This window comes from Sutcliffiella horikoshii (genome assembly GCF_019931755.1).
Taxonomy (GTDB): domain Bacteria; phylum Bacillota; class Bacilli; order Bacillales; family Bacillaceae_I; genus Sutcliffiella_A; species Sutcliffiella_A horikoshii_E.
Genome location: NZ_CP082918.1, coordinates 4,166,612 through 4,182,708 on the forward strand (window position 1 = coordinate 4,166,612; position 16,097 = coordinate 4,182,708).

Annotated in this window: 14 protein-coding genes; 5 read left to right on the forward strand and 9 right to left on the reverse strand. The window is 41.0% G+C overall.

Annotated elements, in window-relative coordinates:
* Positions 1–74: 74 nt before the first annotated feature.
* Entirely contained in the window at positions 75–971 is an 897-nt protein-coding gene (locus tag K7887_RS21205) for an NAD(P)/FAD-dependent oxidoreductase (RefSeq protein WP_223491578.1), read from the reverse strand.
* Between the two features lie 159 nt (positions 972–1,130).
* Between K7887_RS21205 and K7887_RS21210 the strand changes: the two genes are divergently transcribed.
* Together K7887_RS21210 and K7887_RS21215 are read left to right on the forward strand one after the other, a co-directional pair.
* On the forward strand, positions 1,131–1,475 hold the full coding sequence (locus K7887_RS21210) for a YflT domain-containing protein (protein ID WP_223491579.1): 345 nt from the start codon (positions 1,131–1,133) through the stop codon (positions 1,473–1,475).
* Between the two features lie 155 nt (positions 1,476–1,630).
* Positions 1,631–3,028: a hypothetical protein gene (locus K7887_RS21215; protein ID WP_223491580.1), complete on the forward strand. Its 1,398-nt coding sequence runs from the start codon at positions 1,631–1,633 to the stop codon at positions 3,026–3,028.
* A gap of 48 nt (positions 3,029–3,076) precedes the next feature.
* Here the strand turns inward: K7887_RS21215 and K7887_RS21220 are convergent, their stop codons facing one another.
* Positions 3,077–4,792, reverse strand: coding sequence for a sensor histidine kinase (locus K7887_RS21220; RefSeq protein ID WP_223491581.1), 1,716 nt, complete (start codon positions 4,790–4,792; stop codon positions 3,077–3,079).
* Positions 4,789–5,499, reverse strand: coding sequence for a response regulator transcription factor (locus tag K7887_RS21225; RefSeq protein WP_223491582.1), 711 nt, complete (start codon positions 5,497–5,499; stop codon positions 4,789–4,791). The genes K7887_RS21220 and K7887_RS21225 overlap by 4 nt, the downstream gene beginning before the upstream one ends.
* Before the next feature lie 93 nt (positions 5,500–5,592).
* Between K7887_RS21225 and K7887_RS21230 the strand changes: the two genes are divergently transcribed.
* Both K7887_RS21230 and K7887_RS21235 read left to right on the forward strand, forming a co-directional pair.
* The gene (locus K7887_RS21230; protein ID WP_223491583.1) at positions 5,593–6,285 is read left to right on the forward strand and encodes an ABC-2 transporter permease; all 693 of its coding nucleotides are present in this window, start codon (positions 5,593–5,595) and stop codon (positions 6,283–6,285) included.
* Positions 6,285–7,208 carry an ABC transporter ATP-binding protein gene (locus tag K7887_RS21235; RefSeq protein ID WP_223491584.1) on the forward strand — a complete coding sequence of 308 codons (924 nt, stop codon included), beginning with the start codon at positions 6,285–6,287 and terminating at the stop codon, positions 7,206–7,208. Before K7887_RS21230 ends, K7887_RS21235 begins: the two co-directional genes overlap by 1 nt.
* 18 nt (positions 7,209–7,226) lie before the next feature.
* On the opposite strand, the gene K7887_RS21240 is transcribed toward K7887_RS21235, so the two are convergent.
* Positions 7,227–8,423, reverse strand: coding sequence for a class I SAM-dependent rRNA methyltransferase (locus K7887_RS21240; protein ID WP_223491585.1), 1,197 nt, complete (start codon positions 8,421–8,423; stop codon positions 7,227–7,229).
* A gap of 202 nt (positions 8,424–8,625) precedes the next feature.
* On the opposite strand from K7887_RS21240, the gene K7887_RS21245 reads away from it, so the two are divergent.
* The gene (locus K7887_RS21245) at positions 8,626–9,585 is read left to right on the forward strand and encodes a M20/M25/M40 family metallo-hydrolase (RefSeq protein WP_223491586.1); all 960 of its coding nucleotides are present in this window, start codon (positions 8,626–8,628) and stop codon (positions 9,583–9,585) included.
* 117 nt (positions 9,586–9,702) lie between these two features.
* Here K7887_RS21245 and K7887_RS21250 read toward each other — a convergent pair whose 3' ends face one another.
* The 5 genes from K7887_RS21250 to K7887_RS21270 form a co-directional block, all read right to left on the reverse strand.
* Positions 9,703–9,879: a hypothetical protein gene (locus K7887_RS21250; RefSeq protein WP_223491587.1), complete on the reverse strand. Its 177-nt coding sequence runs from the start codon at positions 9,877–9,879 to the stop codon at positions 9,703–9,705.
* A 629-nt stretch (positions 9,880–10,508) separates the two neighbouring features.
* Positions 10,509–13,247 (reverse strand): GTP-binding protein, encoded by a 2,739-nt coding sequence (locus tag K7887_RS21255; RefSeq protein WP_223491588.1) that lies wholly within the window; start codon positions 13,245–13,247, stop codon positions 10,509–10,511.
* Between the two features lie 365 nt (positions 13,248–13,612).
* On the reverse strand, positions 13,613–14,128 hold the full coding sequence (locus K7887_RS21260; protein ID WP_223491589.1) for a CBO0543 family protein: 516 nt from the start codon (positions 14,126–14,128) through the stop codon (positions 13,613–13,615).
* Positions 14,129–14,253: 125 nt separating this feature from the next.
* The gene (locus tag K7887_RS21265; protein WP_223491590.1) at positions 14,254–14,829 is read right to left on the reverse strand and encodes a hypothetical protein; all 576 of its coding nucleotides are present in this window, start codon (positions 14,827–14,829) and stop codon (positions 14,254–14,256) included.
* 13 nt (positions 14,830–14,842) lie between these two features.
* Positions 14,843–16,024: a ParM/StbA family protein gene (locus K7887_RS21270; protein WP_223491591.1), complete on the reverse strand. Its 1,182-nt coding sequence runs from the start codon at positions 16,022–16,024 to the stop codon at positions 14,843–14,845.
* Positions 16,025–16,097 lie beyond the last annotated feature (73 nt).

Consider the following 16,097-nt stretch of genomic DNA (forward strand, 5'->3'; position numbering starts at 1 on the left):
TCTTCCATTCACACGTTTATGTAAACCCTTACATTCATGTTACGCACTCGGACAAATAACTGTCAAGCTCCAAGTCAACTTTCCAGCAAGCTTTTATGAATCCAGATGGCCGCTTGTATGCCGTCCCCCATCGCAATAGCAGCTTGTTCGGAGTGAACGGTAATGTCACCCGCAGCCCATACATTCTCCACAGAGGTCATTTTTGTCCGGGGGTCCACAAGGATATGTTTATTGGCTTCCAATTCCACACCCAATTGTAAAGCAAGATCGGTATTCGGTTTATTGCCACCAAAGGCTAAGAACGCAAAACAACAATCAATGCGTTCTCCATTATCAAGCGTTACTCCTTTTAAAGCTGAACAATCCGTATGTATTTCCGAAATCTCATTAGAAACAAGCGTAATCCCTTTTCCAACTAACTTTTCCACTAAGTCAGCATCAATTTCCCCTTTTCCTTGGTTGATAAAAGTAAGCTCCTCTGTCCAATATGTCAGGGTTAACGCCATCGAAGCACCTGCATTGCCTGACCCGATTACAAGGGCTGGCTTATCTAAAATTTCATATCCATCACAATCTGGGCAAACGAATATACTTTTTCCAAGACACGGCAACAAACCTTTAAAAGGCGGAATATTATCCTTGATACCTGTAGCTAGCAAAAGCTTTCTGCCATAAAACTCATGAGATTCAGCCGTCGTTACGCAAAACTTTCCGTCCAACCCTTTCACCGTCTCCACACGCTGCTCCTCAAACTCCACACCAAATCTAAGCGCATGCTCTTTCCCAAGACTCCGAAGCTTTTCCCCACTCACTCCATCCGGCCACCCCAGAAGATTGTGATAGCAATGACACATACTTGAACGACCTTTTCCGTCATCCAAAACGAGCACCTTATGTTGATACCTTCCAAGCTGGATGGCAGCCTGAAGACCTGCAATGCCTCCCCCGATAATGATACAATCATAAACCACAGAAAACTCCCCATTCTTTCATCAGATGCTTACTAGTATTTGAAGTTTTCGGCGTATTATCAAACAAGTTATGTAAGCAAAATAAAAAAATTTTAAAGAGCATGTTTCATTTTCAGTGAGCCGGGTATTTTTATTACATAACCAAGGAGGCGATAGAAAATGAAACCCACTTATAAAGAGTTTCAAAATGACGAACAAGTAGTAGGAGCAGTACAAGAGCTAAAAACTAGAGGTGTTCATGATGATGACATTTATGTCATTACTCACGACGATGACCGTACTAAACGTGTAGCTGATAACGCTGATGCTAATACTGTTGGCGCCGGTGAAGTTGGTTTAGATACTTACGTGAAAAACATCTTCCGCAGCAAAGGTGACGAGCTTCGCGCTCAATTCCAGGAGTTAGGATTCACAGCTCCAGAAGCGGAACAGTTAGAAGAAAAGCTTGATCACGGTAAAGTGATCCTAGTGGTAAAAGATACAACTGCAAGCACGACGTTATAAGACTTGAACGAAGTTTGACTCCCCCCCCTTAAAATATAGAGAAGCGGATGGCCCTAGGTCGTCCGCTTCTTCGTTTTTTCTTTTTTTCTTTTTCATGTTACACTCTATATAAGCAATCTCTCAAAAAGGCGTACGACCAATTAGGAGGGAATTATATGACAAACAAAATGACAAGCATAAAAATTCAGCATGAGAAAAAGCACTTACACCTCACACCTGCAAACCTTTATATGTATCAAGGATTTCAAGTCATAGAAGCTTTTCATCAAGAGCACGCAGAATGTTATTATTTATTTTTCTACAAAGCATCTTACCTCACCGGAAAATCCACATTAAAAATCAAACGTAAATCTCAGCTAAGCACCATTCTTCAAAAAGGTATTCGCTTCTCACCCAAACATCCGCTATTAGCCTTTCTACTCAATCATAATCGAATTCACACATTCCCTAGCCTGACTCCGCTGTGGGAAAAAATACAGAAAAGATACTCGCCGCTTGAAGCTTCCAACATTCTTACCATCTTCGATAACTATATGAAAAAAGAGAAAATCACCAAAGTGATGAAAGAGTTTGCGCTGCAATACCGCAGGGAAGGTCAACTCCTGCACACCTACCAACTTCTGCGACTAATAATCGACATTTACCCAGCCAACAAATGGGCACAGGAAATGTCCAAAAACCTTCAATATCAGTCCTATCAATCACTCTATACATCCCATCCATCCTCCTTGCTTTCCAAGGATCCGCTATATGTAGAGAAATACTGCTACCACCATTTAAAACAAGACGGTTCCACCGCCCTCCTGCTGCAACTCTTGCAAAAAGAAGGCCGGAAAATGGAACAACTCTGCCTATATACACACTTACTTGTCACCAACTCAAACGATGACCACACCTACTATGATCAAATGATAGCCAACTTACCGGTTGATTTCACAGACGATGATAAGGTGAACCTCCTCAGCTATATTTTAAGGAAGCGCACCACTCATCATGAAGGGTTGTATCAGGATTTGCTGGGTTTATTGAAAAAATCCAGTCGGTATGAAGACCTTTTGATCCTTCTTACTAAAAATAAAGCCCTCATCACCGAAAAAGACCTGCCATACGTGCATGAAGCATTGCTGCATATAAACTGGGTGGAGAATTCCGGGTGGCTCAGCGATCTCACCTTCCATTTTGATGAGGACATATCACCCAAACAAGTTCAGACTCTCTTTCAATCCTTTGTGCCAAATCTGCTTCAGTTAAAAGGGCTTGATTATACGGAGCAGTGGATCTCTCCTTATAGCTCCAGGTATCCAGGCATCCCAATCCTGATGAAGGTCAAGAAGATGGCTGCCCTGAAGGACGATCCGGACCAAATGTATGCACTCGGCGAACTATATTATGAGTTTAAACAGTTGTCAGAAGCGGTGGAGTGCTTTAACTGGGAGCTTGAGCTAGATCCGTCCAATACTCGTTCTATTAAATGGCTGTCGAAGCTCTATCTGGAGATGGGCATGGTGGAGGAATCTAAGTCGTATCAGTATATGTTGAGGGATGGTAGTTGAATAGTAATAGGGTCTGTCTGCTGATACAGGCAGACAGACCCTTTAATTTTAGGAAGTAAGTTCTCCCAATTCGTTAGGCAACGAGATGGTGATGGTGGTTCCTTTTCCTTTTTCGCTTTCTACAAAGACATTTCCTCCGTGTGCCAAGACTAGCTGGTGGGCGATGGCCATGCCAAGTCCGGTACCGTTTGATTTATCGGTTGTGCTGCCGCCTCTGTAGTAACGGTCAAACAATTTACTCTGTGTTTCATCATCCATCCCCACTCCGTTATCCTTTATGGTGATGAAGGTGTGGTCAGGGTTTCGTGAGGCACTCAGCGTAATATCCGTTCCTTTTGGGTTGTGCTTTTGTGCATTTGCAAGCAGGTTGGTGAGAATGCGGGTGAACCATTTGGAATCAACCGCCACACGAATTTCCTGTTCCACGTTTTCCATGAGTATTGTCGAATCTGTGTTGTTCAGTGACTTGATGACGTCCTTCATGAGAGGAACAATGTCCTGTATGCTCTTTTCAATAGGCAATGCATTATTTTTCAAACGGTAAGTAAGGTTTAAATCCTCAATTAAGTCGCTCATATAGGAGGCTTTTTCTGTCACGGTGCTACCCATCGCCTGTATTTCTTCTTCTGTCCATTTGTATGACCCTGTTTCCAGTATTTTTGCATAGCCGTAGATGGAGCTTAAGGGAGTTTTCAGGTCATGGCTTAAGCCTGTTATCCACTCTTCCCTTGTTTGATCGACCCGTTTTTGGTATTGTTCGTTCTTTTCTAGTGTGTTGGCAAGTTTACGAATGGAAAAAAGGATGTCGCGGAAAATCCGGAAGCGTTTGTGAAGTTTTCCGTTCTTTTTCCGGAATGGGATTTTCCCCTTTTTGTTCCTTGGTACCGATAAGTCACCCTTAGACATTCTCTTGATCCAGTTCATCATGTAAAGCAAAGGTACCCCAAACGTCCTGCCGTACCAAATAGAGAGCGCGATGATGATCACAAGAAGCACTACTATTACTAGTAGAAAGCTTTTGACCAAAGAGGCACCTACCAGACCGTCCAGGACGTCATCTGGGGCATAATAGGCATTTTCCATCCCAACAACATATACCTTGTCCCCTTCTGGTAAGGTGGAGATGTCGTATGTGTAGTTCCATGGGCTTTCCTTAATGGAAAGGAAGTCCCTGGCTGTAAGTGTAAGATCTTCCGGGGCATTCCATTGCTCGGTTTTTTCCCCATTGGAATCATATACTTGTAACCATGCCTCTTGGTTCTCAAGGAACTTTCTACCTTCCTCTGTAATAGCTGATAAATTGCCTAGTTTTTGCAGCTCAGCAAGTATTCCTTCGCTCAGGTTCTTCTCCCCATATAATACGACAAGGTCACTCTCATCCTTATGTATCCTCCAGTAAGAGGTCCGGTAACCGGGAACGTCAAAATCGGCAAGCTCTTGAAAGGTGTATGCCTCCTTTAAATCTGCAGGAGCATTTACTTCTTTGACTACAACTCCATTTCTATTTATCAATTGAAGCCAACCGTCATTTTGGTGGACAGCTGTTTTGACGGCCTCACTGATATGAATTTCCTCTTCTGACTTTACATCCATTTCAACCTCAAGAAAATATGCGTCCGCCCTTGAAAAGCTTGCTTTCATTTCCGACTCTGTTAAGTGAAAAGCGAAGAATAATAAGGCAGAGGTTAAAGCGATAATGATGATCACCAAGAGGACAAATAATTGTTTAACAAAATGAAAAGCCAGCTTTTTGCTAACATTCATCTTTGAACACCTGCAGCAGGTACGAGTTTATACCCGATCCCTCTAACCGTTTTAATATATTCAGGTTTGCTTGGGTTTTCTTCAATCTTTTCTCTAAGCTTGCGGATATGGACCATGACAGTGTTTTCATCCACTAGGATATTGTCTCCCCAAACGTGGTAATAGAGCTGTTCTTTCGTGAAAATTCTATTTGGATTTTTACAGAAGAATACTAACAAATGATAAAGCTGACCGCTTAAAACGACGCTTTCTCCAAGCACTCTAAGTTCCGCAGATTGGAGGTTTAGCTTGAATCTGCCAAATTCAAGGACGTCCTCTTCTTTGGTTGGAGCGCTCTTCAAATACCGATTTAGTTGTACCTTTATTCTTGCTACTACTTCTAACGGGTTGAATGGCTTAGTGATATAGTCGTCACCACCGTGTGCAAAGCCCGTCAATTTATCAAGATCTGAGGTTTTGGCTGATAGGAAAAAGATTGGGGCTTCTGTTGTTTTCCTGATTGCCTGGCAAATCTCATAACCAGTCATATCAGGGAGCATGATGTCGAGCAAAATCAAGTCATAAGAGTGATGCTTCAGCTTATGTAAGGCCATTTCCCCCGTACTGCATGTATCTACGTGTTGAAATCCCTCTTTCGTTAACACTAATTTCATCATATCTATAATGGATTGTTCATCATCGACCATTAATATCCTTGCGTGTTCCATTTGTGAACTCCTTTTTTAAGGTAATGTTAAGGTTCCCTTAATTTTCTAATAAACTACCATTATTATACTAAACTATGAAGGGAGCGAGATGAAATGTGGGCAATTTGTTTGAATGAATTTAAAGGGCATTTTAAGAGTTTCAAGTCGATTGTTGTGATTGCGATTATTTTTGGTGTTACGTATTTAACTGCTGATTTGATGAGCAACCTGATGGCAAGCTTTCCAGAAGAGGCAGCAGAGTTGGGGACAGATGGATATGCTACAGGTATTGTTATCTTAATCTTTGTGCTTGGTTTTTTCTTTATTACCGGTCTTTCTCATGACATCGTCAACAGGGAAGTCAGCGAGAGAACGATGCGGTTTTTAGTGACAAAGACTACTAGATTGAATGTAATGATGGGTAAATACTTAGGAGTTTGGTTCTTTTGGCTTTTCTGTATGGTTGTCTGTTTTCTGTTAATCACCATTAAATCAAAGGACTTTTTATGGCTCGGTTTATTAGATACCATGCTGTTTCTTTCTGTAGCTTTGGCGTTAAATCTTGTGTTTTCCATTGTCATACCAAAGCCCGGCGTTACAATGTTTGTGGGGATTACTTTTGCTTTAGTGTTTCCGGCTTTAAGCTTTTGGGCAATATTTTCAGGGAAGCTGTACATTACGTGGTTTAAATTCCTCACTCCGTATTACTACTCTTCTCTGGCAGACTATTACATCTTGATAAATGGACTCTATGCGTTCTTATTGCTATTACTTGCTTATTGGTTGTTTAAGAGGAGGGACTTTTGATGAGTGTGATCGAGGCTGGACATTTAACGAAAGCTTTTGGAGGAAAAACGGTTGTAAATAAGGTGGACCTTACCGTTGCAAAAGGAGAGATATATGGGTTTCTTGGTCGGAACGGGGCCGGAAAGTCGACTTTTATCAATATGATTACGGGGATCATCCTTCCCACTTCCGGTACGTTTAAGTTGTTGGGGGAATCTGACCTTCAGAAGGTGCAGAACCGAATTGGAGTCCTTCCCGATTATTCACAGTTCTACGATAGCATGTCTGCTATTGATCATATTAAATTTTTCAGCAAAATAAATGGGTGCAAATTGTCTACCACAGAAGCAAATGCTGTCTTGGATAGGGTTGGTTTGTTGGAGCATGCCAAAAAGAAGGTGGGAAAATTTTCGTTTGGGATGAAAAAGAAGTTAGGGATTGCGCAGGCGATCGCTCATAATCCCGAGCTGATTTTCCTTGATGAACCCACATCAGGTATTGATGCTGAATCCGGGTTGAGCATTCAGCAGCTGATTAGAGACTTGCAGTCAGAAGGTAAGACCATTTTCATGACCTCTCATAACTTGAACGAAGTGGAGAAAATTTGTACGCGGATTGCGATTATGAAAGACGGTACCATCATTAACGAAGGAACACTGGAAGAATTGCGTGCACATTATTCGTCTACCATCGAGGTGAAAATAACACATTCTGCCCTAAAGAACCCAAATAGTGTTGGCCAGATGTTAAAGCGCTTTGCCACACAGATTTCTGCCCAAGAGCAATATACGTCTTTTACGGTAGATTCAGAAGGTAAGATAGCAACTATTGTTAGGGCATTTACGAAAGAAAATATTGATGTTTATAGAATAAATGTGGAAGAGCCTTCCCTTGAAGAAATTTTCTTGGAGGAATCCAGTACGAAGATAAAAGGAGCCAGCTAAGATGCTGACTCCTTTTCCTTATCCTATTCTTTTTATAAACAATACCTTCAGATAGTTCCCTTCCTTGAACTCCTTGATGGTTGCGAAGTCACTTGGCAAGGAGAACTCCTCTACGATTTTGTATTTTACTTTGTTTTCTTTAAACGCCTGGTCGACAAAGCCTTTGAACTTGTCCATGCCGAATGTAGCGGCATTGGTGGAGGCGACAATCAGACCGTTCTTTTCGGTAATGGCAATGGCATCAGATACTAGGCTTGTGTAGTCTTTCTCTGCTCGGAATGTCACCTTTTTAGAACGCGCAAAGCTTGGTGGATCCATGATGACGACATCGAATTTCAGGTTTTTCTTTTTCGCATATTTGAAGTAATGGAATACCTCTTCTACGAGAATCGATTGTGTTTTTTCGTCGATGTTATTTACGTTGAATTGCTCGGTTGTTTTTGGCAGACTGCGTTTGGCCAAGTCTACGCTTGTCGTTTTGACGGCACCGCCTAATGCTGCATAAACAGAGAATGCTCCTGTATAGGAAAATGTGTTAAGTACGGTTTTCCCTTTGGCGTATTTATCTCGGATCGTTTTTCTTACTTCTCGTTGATCAAGGAATACCCCTACCATCGCGCCATCATTTAAATGTACGGCAAAATTGACGCCGTTTTCTTTGATGATAAGGGGGGATGGTGCGCGTTCTCCTTTTACAAAATCATCGTCCTCTACATACTGACCGTCCGTGTTGAAGCGTTTCTTTTCGTAAATTCCTTTGTATTCGATAACCCCTTCAATGGCTTCAAGAATTTCCTCACTGAAGGAGTAGATTCCTTTGCTGTACCAGTTGATTACAAGGTAGCCGTCAAAGTATTCGATGGTAAAGCCGCCAATTCCGTCGCCTTCTCCGTTAAAAAGGCGGAATGCAGTGGTGTCTTCTGCTTTCATAAGGGCGGAACGTTTGTTTATGGCTTTTTGAAGGGCACGTTTGAAGAAAGGGATGTCCATTTCTTCGTTGGGATCTTTACTGACAATCCAGCCGTATCCTTTGTTTTGGTTACCGTAGTAGCCTTTGCCGAGGAAGTTGTTCTGTTCGTCTACCAGCTTTACGAGTGTGCCCTCTTCTTTTAGGTCATTGCCGTTAAGGAGGGATTGTTTAGAGATAAGCGGATAGCCATTTTTATAGGGTTTGGCGAATTTATTTTTCACTTTAAGTGTTAGTTGCTGTCGCATGCTTTCATCCAATCTTTTTGGGTTTTTATTGTGGTTGTATTATAACGCAAATGAGGAGAAAAGCCGAATTTGGGTAAAATAGAGACGAAATAGATAATAAGAACTATCTTGCTCATATGGGCTGGATAATTGTTGAAACTACTAATCTATTATTTTATAATTATGCATATTAATTAATAATTATAAATATGGAGGCAGTAAGATGAAGAAGATACTATTAGTAACTACATTAATATGGATGGTGGCAGTGTCAGCGGTTTCCGCGGCCAATGGAGCTTCTTTGGTACATAACACAGGATCACTTTCCTACAAGCATACACAATACTTGTCTGAAACAATTGGAGCCCGTGTAGCTGCTTCAGATGAAGAAGCCGAGGCAAGGGCTTATATAAAAGGCCAATTCGAAAAGATGGGGTATGAAACGAATGTACAGGATTTTTCTTATACACGCAGAGGAGCATCGTACGATTCTGCCAATGTCGTGGCATTTAAACCAGGTAAAAGCGAGAAAGTATTAGTAGTTGGAGCTCACTATGACTCAGTGGAAGCAGGGAAAGGTTCGGATGATAATGCTTCTGGTGTTGCGGTGATGCTTGAGGCGGCTGAAGTGCTGAAAAAGATCCCAACACCATACAGTATCGTGTTTGTGGCATTTGGAGCGGAGGAAGTCGGTCTGCAAGGGTCGAACTACTTTGTGAGTCAGATGAGTGCGGAAGATATAGAGAATACCGTCGGAGTGATTAACTTGGACAGCTTGGCAGTTGGGGATTATATGTATGTACATGGAAGTCTTGGCAAGGAAGGATTCTTGCGTGATCAGGCCCTTGCGATTGCTGATAAGAAGAAATTGGACCTTCGTATTAACAGAGGATTAAATCCTGATTACCCTGCTGGAACAACCGGGGATTGGAGCGACCATGCACCTTTTAAAGAAGCAGGAATCCCATATGCTTATTTTGAATCAACAAACTGGGAGATTGGGGACTTGGATGGATATGAGCAAACGGAAGAGTATGGCGGAATTTGGCATACTGAGAACGACACATTGGAGTTTATCCAACAGGCTTATCCTGGTAGATTGGAAGAGAGATTATACACATACTCCACTGTCCTGATTGACTTGTTGAAGTTCACGGGTAAAACGAGTACAGCGAAAAAATAAGTTGAAATTGATGCTTCCCTGATGGTTAATTGATGCCATTAGGGGAGTATTTTTATGCGTTTAGATTAGATCTTTGCTAACTTAATAGATTTTTGCTCCCAAAATTGTTTAGTAAGTTTATTTGTTCATTTTCCTCCATATCATTGATGCAATCAGTAGTATAGCACCAACTGAAGCACCAATAATTTGGTCTAATAGAAGTTCACCCGTTCTGAAATAACGGATAGTAAAAGTTCCTCCAAAAATAGCTATAATAGCAATTGCTAATTGAATAAGATATGAGTTAATATTCATCGAATACCTCCAATCTATAGGACCGTCTTAGCACTTCATTATTGAATGTGTCGTATATCTTTTATACGTACTAGAAGTAGGAAGGTTTCAATATTAGACTAAATAGCCTTTGTCACTGAGGTTTTCATCTCGTCGGCGATGAGGACCTCTCTGCTTATTTTTTCTTGCCACTGAGGTCTTCATAACGACTATGAGAACCTCTCTTCTCCTTTTTCATCGTCACTGAGGTCTTCATAACGGCGATGAGAACCTCTCTTCCCCTTTTTCGTTGCCACTGAGGTCTTCATAACGGCGATGAGAACTTCTATTCTCCTTTTTCGTTGCCACTGAGGTCTTCATAATGAGCAGGAGGACCTCAATAATTCCTTTGGCTTAAACGACAAAAAAGCAGGTCTAATTAGTATGCGAATTAGACCTGCTTTTTTAAATGTTTTCTGTTATTGCCTCTCACGATTAGGCTTGGTTAGTTGAATAGGTTAGCGTGAATTTTGGTAAGAGCGGGTAGGGTCAGGCACCTGCATTGGTTTGCTGTGATTCTTTGGTTGTTTGTTTTAGGTGCCAGACCCTTTTTTTTCACTTTAGTTGCTGTAACCAAGCTTTAGAGTTAATCTCTTTTATCCTTTATTTTTTTAATACGTTGGCAACATTTCGTTTTCTTCGCATGCTTTGACCATGAATTCGTATTGGAGTAGGCGTGCTTCGAATAGTTTCAGTGGGTCGTAGTAGCGTTCTGGGCTTGCTTTCATTTGTTCTAGTTTTTTGTTGGCGTTGTGGATGGCGTGTTCTGTGTCTTCCACTGTTTTGTTCAGTTCTGTGAATGGTGCTTCGTAGAACATGTTGATATCGGCTTTTAGGGCCTTTTCAAACAGGTCGAATTCTAGGAAGAACTTATCCACGACGGACTGTGCCACATCTGTGAAGCGTTCGTTTTCAATGTATTTCTTATATTGAGTGAACAGCAGTTGGTTGCTTTGCTGCAAGGATCCGAACAGGCGTCCTGCACCTTTTAGCAAGTATTGAGTGGTGTTCGGGCGGTTGAGGATGTTTTCCTTTTCCACTTCCACTCTGCTTAAAATTCTGTTAATGTCACGACGCCAGTCTTCCATGACCTTAAAGTCACAGTTCAGGTGCATTTTCTCTTCTTTGTAAAGACCGTTGAAAGTTCCACTCATTTCTTGCAAGTACTCTTGGCTGTCAATCAGTTCACGGTTGGATGTGTCCAGCCATAGTTGAAGCTCCTGGCGCAAACGAGGCAACAGGTCGGAATGCATATAAGTCCTGAGTGTCTCATTCATGCGCTCATTCAGCTCGAGATGCAATGTTTTAAAGTTGCTGTCTTCCTTCACATAGCTAGAGCACTCTCTAAGCAGACGAGGAATCGTTTTTGTTGCTTCTCGTTTCATTTCGATCGTCACAGCACGGTAATTTTCTGTGATACTGCGAATCTTTTCTGATTCCGCATCATGCAGGTGATTAATGAAACCACTAAGTCTGCTTAGAATATCTTCATTGAATTCTACCGTGTTGGTCAGGTTATCTTCCATCGCAATGCGGCTGTCCAGCAATTCGGTTAAGGTAGAACGAATCAGTTGCAACAGCTTGGTAGCACGGCGTTCTTCCACTGCTTTTGCACGCAGCTTGAAATTGGCTTCCATGAAGGTTGCCAACCCTTGGTGCTGCTTGCTTGCAGAACGGAGGGAAGAGTAAGGGAATACTCTCGCATCCGGGAAGAATTCGTTAATGCGGTGTTTTGCTTCTTCCACAATCTGCGCTGCTTCTGCTTCGTGGAAGGCAGTATCCATTTTATTGATGACAAAGTGTACCGGCACTTCCGGCGCGCGCTCTTTTATTTTCACCAATACTTTCAGTTCATCTTCTGTAAAAGGTGTTTGCGCATCTAAAATGTATAACAGTCCGTCTGATAACGGGATATATTTCATCGTTTCGTTGTTTTCAATCGCGTCTACGCTGAATTCCGGTGTGCTGATCAGGGAGTACTCCTCGTCTTCAAGGAACTGAGATGGCCATTTAAGATCGATTAACGACTCAGATTTATGCTCACTTATGTCCCCTAACGCAGAAGTGCCCGTAGTGGAAATCTCATTCATCTCCGCAATATCACCGTCAGAAGAGACAAATACCGGAACCGTTTCATCTCCAAGAAGCTTTTCACCAATAATGGAATTGATGAAGGAAGTCTTCCCATTTTGAACGGTACCTGTCACAACTAAATTCTTTCGGTTTAGGTTGCTAAGATGCGAGAATAGCCATTTCTTTTGATGTGCCACTTCAAGATGGTTGTCCTTCGCCCAATTGATTAGTGTTTTGAACAACTCGACCGTATAACTTAACTGGATGCTGTCATGCTCATAGTGGAAAATTCTGTTTTCTGCATCCGCTAACACATGTGCAGGTAATGCTGTTGGGAATACTTCATTCCAGGACATAACCGCTGCTGAAGCAAACAGGGATTTAGATCTGTTGGATACCTTCAGCCAGTTTCCAAGTAGATCCGGTACAATGCCTTGCAGTTCTTTGATCAAGTATTCTCCCTCGATAAGAGATAAATAGGTTCGTTGGTGCAACTCCTCTACTTTTGTCCAAGAGGCCTCCGAATCTCTGTCCAAAGCCATGAATAGATGGTTTGCCGTCTTCACCCAATCTAAATACATTGGATGATTTTCGTAACTGTTCCATAACGTTGCTGTGATTTCTTCAAATTTCCGTTGATTAATCTCGAGCAATTTTAACAGAACTTCTTGAAAATAATCAGGAGTGAATTCTCTTGTATAACCAGCTTCTATATAATTTTTCAAGCAATCGTACCATGCTTCTGAACCGGTTCTCATTGCCTCATTTACAGCCAACTCCACCGCATGTTGACTGTCTTCTTGCTCTTCATAAAAAGTTCGGGCAGTTTGTGTGACATGCGGATAATCCGGATCGATCGCAATTGCTTTTTTAATATTTTTATAGGCATTCTCCAATTTTTCACGTTGAATATATAATGTGAATAGCTGAAGGGCCACTTCTATTTTTAGCGTTTTATTATCTGTATTAATTTTAGCGTAAATATCTTCCGCCTCTACTAACATTCCTAAATCATAGTAAGCATCTGCAATGTTTTTCTTCGCCCAGGGTTCCAATTCATTGTGAACATTCTCCCATTTGTAAATGGCGCTCTCGTAATCTTTGCTATGAAAATATACTTCTCCTTGCGCAAACCGAATAAACGAAAGATCTGACACCTCGTTGTTCTGCTCTGCCAGGAAGGCTTCTCCAAGCACTTGTACAGGATGCTTCGTCTCCACATCCAGCATAAATGTTTCAAAATACGTCTTGCTGATAAATTTGTTTTCCTGTGTCATTTTACCCTCCACCAATCATTTCACATTATTTTCGTAATTAAAATGATCTAGTAACTTCGTCTCTTGCTTCTAAAGTAGTTATTCTGCTATATAGTTCGAATGTCTTTTGGATTTTAGGACCATTCTATTCTATACCCTTTTTACCGAAGCTATAACTAATTTGCTAACAAATATTGACCTCATACTACCATATTTCCCGGGAATAGAAAAAGAGCCTAAATGGTTAGGCCCTTCCTACTTTTGACGCTCTTTTTTTATTTCATTTTCGATATAAACCCACATGATAATATAGGCAGAAAACAGTAAGAGTAAAAATACTGGTACAGACAATACATCCCGTATGACCACTTATCAAACACCTCTTATTACTTGAGACTTTCCCATGGAACAGGGAACATGAATACAAATAGTATTCCCAAAACGATGGAAACTAATAGGGCCCTTACAGGATTTTTATCATGCATTCTTAAAATGACAAATAGAACTAAGTTCAAAATGAAGTTATACCAATTGTTCCACCCATTATCGTACACATACATTCCTTTTAAAGAAAACAACCACTCTAATGCTGTATAGAAGACAACCCATACCGCTAAGTAAATGAATTGATTGCGCCTTTGCCTAGGGAAACGCTGTAAGAAGATGAATAGGCCAGCAGGTACGATGATGAATGTAAAAGCAAGATTAATAATCGTATGGTTCAACCATTCCAATGTAATCCCCCTGAAAGCCCATAATGTATGGTTAAAATAGATCATATTATGTGTCATATTAATAGCAATAAAAAATAACACAGTAGGGTAGTGTTTTCTCCAGTTGGCCCAATCAATGAACCGGTACGCAAATAAAACCCAAACAACTATAACCAATAATAAATACATAGACTCCTGCTCCCGTCTCTAGCTTTTTATTATCAGTTATGGTCATTTTAGAGAGAATCTATTCTTTTTAAAGGAAAAAACATAGATAAAAAGGCCGCTAATTTCATAGCGGCCTTTTGGATCAATCACTTATTCATATGTGAGAGAAAATCTCCCAATATCTTATCGACATCTTCCACATCCAATTCTTCCTCTTCTTCTGTGGATGCCTGCTCTTGTAAAGCTGTATCCCAGTCAAAAGAGTCTAAATCGTCATCATTCAAGTTGTCTTTATCATTCATTTTCTCGTCCACTCTTTGTTCAGGACGGTACTGGGTTTCTTCTTGCAAGTACAAAGCTTGCTCAATATCCGTGGAATTGCTGTTCATAGCAGCCAGAATACTTGTTGCCCGAACAGGATCTGAAAGCAATTGATAGACGATATTGCCGAGCAATGCTTCTGAATGCTGATGCTTCAACCAATCTCTTTGTGTTTTAGATAAAGATTTTGGAAGAGGGATAGAGATGGTCTCTTTCTCCCGCGCATGTGAACTTGTCACACCTTGCAGAACAAATTCCGCTATTTTACTAGAGAAATTCCTTCTTTCCGTCTCTTTAAGACGCTGTAAATGCTTAATTAGATGGTCAGGCGTATCAGAAGGGATACGGAACGAAATAGCTTGTCCCCTCTGAATTCCCTGACTCGAACTGGAATTCTTCATCCAATCACCTTATTTACGCTTTCACAGGTTTTTGTTGATCTTTGGACTCTTTATCCTTGCCTGTTTTCTTTACATAGTCAGCAATCAATTTGTAATAGGCATTTGCCATCATCCAGATGCTTTCCTTTTCATCTTCAAAGAAGTCAATGTTGTAGCCGTCCAAATTGTTGTTTAATGTCTTTAAGTATTCTTTCAACACAGTAGATCCACCGCCGACAAAGTAGCAAATCTCTGTTTGTGAATTCTTCTGCCAAATATTTCTCAACAGACGGTATTGTTTTTTCGCTAAGTCTAAAAGAATGCGGTCCGTAATATCATGCACGCTCGTTCTGCTACCACGTACCATGATGTGGTTGCGGTCATTCTTTTTCGTAATGATTTCTACCACATCTCTTCTGCTGTCAAGCTCAATGCCATGCTTAGAACGAATTTCTTCACGGATTTGCTCAAGCGCTTCGGATACCCCAAGGTTAAAGCCTTGTGCTTTATCATCATCCACATTTCTGTTTTTGATGACAGCGATATCTGTCGAAAGACCGCCGATATCTTGGATAAGGATGCGTTTGTCGATCAAGTCTTTGTTAATGATGTTGCCGTTGTTATCTAATACAAGGTTAATGTAAGCTGCGAAGCCCTCTGGATAAACCTTGATCTCATCAAATTTGATATTTACTTTGATGCCTTGGTATTTAGGCGTAATCAAGAATTCCACCTGATGGACCGAACCTAGAAGTTTAGAACGGTAACCTGCATCCTTTCCTTCTTTCACTTCTCTTAGTGGAAGACCTGTTCCCAATGTGTAGTTTGCATCTACAACATTCTTATTGCGAGGGAATGTTTTCTCATTTTGTGCACTTACTGCATCCAAAGCTAAAGTAGCAAATAGCATTACTAAAGTTTGGTCTTCTTCGGATTTACTGCTACCCGGATCTAATTCTGTCGCATTGTTGCTCTTTGTTGCGAGATTTCCAATACGGTAGATAGCATTATTGTCCATCAGGGCAGGGGAGTGAACGCGTACATGGATGCCATCTAGTGGATCCTTGCTGTCTAACTCTTCAATCCCTATTACTGGGCGATCTTCAATATCTCTAGCGATAACATTTGGAATGTTTAATTCTGAATCCAATTTTCCGAAAATAGCTTTAATAGAATCATTACCTACGTCGACTGCTGCAATTCTTGAATAACTCATTTTCATCTTCCTTTCTTTTCCTCCATGCAATATTTGTTTCCTGTAGAAGAAAATAAAACTAGTAAGTATGTAT